The organism is Rhodococcus sp. T2V (genome assembly GCF_029269925.1).
Taxonomy (GTDB): domain Bacteria; phylum Actinomycetota; class Actinomycetes; order Mycobacteriales; family Mycobacteriaceae; genus Rhodococcus_F; species Rhodococcus_F koreensis.
In genome coordinates, this window is record NZ_JARJBD010000294.1 from 1 (window position 1) to 1,343 (window position 1,343).

Annotated in this window: 1 protein-coding gene; it reads right to left on the reverse strand. The window is 66.5% G+C overall.

Annotated elements, in window-relative coordinates:
* Positions 1-19 precede the first annotated feature (19 nt).
* The gene (locus P3H15_RS53970) at positions 20-1,081 is read right to left on the reverse strand and encodes an IS110 family transposase (protein WP_276144818.1); all 1,062 of its coding nucleotides are present in this window, start codon (positions 1,079-1,081) and stop codon (positions 20-22) included.
* Between the last annotated feature and the right edge of the window lie 262 nt (positions 1,082-1,343).

Below are 1,343 nucleotides of genomic sequence, written 5' to 3' on the forward strand. Positions count from 1 at the left end.
TGGGGTGCCTCTCTATTTGTCAAGCCGCCCTTGCGGAATCCGCTTCGTTTAGTCGGCATAGACGTTTCTCGTCGGCGAGCATGATGCGCCAGACGTGATCGGACAGGTGACGCTTGAGGGCGCGCCTGGCCGCTGCCGGCTTCTTGCCCTCGGCGATCTTCTTGTCGTAGTAGCTGCGGCCGGCGCTGGCGGGCATTCGGATCTGGACGACCGCGACGGTGTAGAGCGCACTGTTGAGCTGCCGGTCCCCGTACCGGGACAGGCGGTGCCGGTCGGTGTCCGCGCTGGCGATCTGCACCGGCGCGGAACCGTTGTAATTCGCGTAGGCCGCCGCGGTCGGGAACCGGCTGGCCCGTCCCGTGCGACCGATCAACCGGGCGGCGGTCACCGCACCGATCCCGTCCACCTCCCGCAGACGGGTGCCGTGCTCGTCGAGCGTTTGAGCCATCTGCTTCTCGTTCGCCGCGAGCTGGCTGTCGAGGCGCCGGATGTCGGCGATCAAGTCTCGGCACAGGCCGACCCGGACCCGCTCCACCTCGCTGCGGACGCGGAAGCCTCGCAACAAGGCGGTGGCCGCAGCAGCGGTCAGCGAGGTCGGAGCACCGCCCACGAGCAACTGCCGCAACAACGCATGCAGCTGATTGACGAGACGAGTTCGACTGTTAGACAAGTTCGTTCGACGTTCGTCGAGCAAGGCCAGGATATCGGTGGGCCCCTCCGGGTCCACCGGGCGGGCATCGCCCTGCAACGCGGCGACACAGGCCGCCGCGGCCGCGTCGATGCGGTCGTTCTTGCGTCGGCCGCCGCGGGAGAGTTCCCGCACCCGGGCGGTGGCGGTGGTCGGGACGTCGAGCACCACCTCCCCGAGAACGAGCAGCCACTGCGCGAGGTGATGGCCGAGTCCCTCGGCGTTCTCGATCGCCCACTTACGCGTGGGCCAGGCCTTGGCCCAGGCGATCAGCGTCCTGTAGCCGGTGAGGGTGGCGTCGATGCGGATCGAGCCGAGGTCGGTGTTGGTGGCCGGGTCGACCGCGGTCGCGGTGTTGGTGGACTTGTGGGGATCGATGCCGATGACGATCATGGAAGACGGTTCCCTTCTCTGCCAGGGGTTGGGAATCCGCGGAGGACAATCCGACTTCAAGTACCTCTCACAGCAGCTTGGGGTCACGCCTCTCTCCAGTCACTCCGCGAACGCAGACCGGAGGGTCGACACACCCCACCAGGGTCAACCCGACGAGTGGGTGACAGGAATTACGCGAGTCAGCCCTCCGGTCTGCTACGGAACATAACGGGTAGACGAACCCCGTCACGCCGCTGACACTCATATAAGTCGGAATTACGTG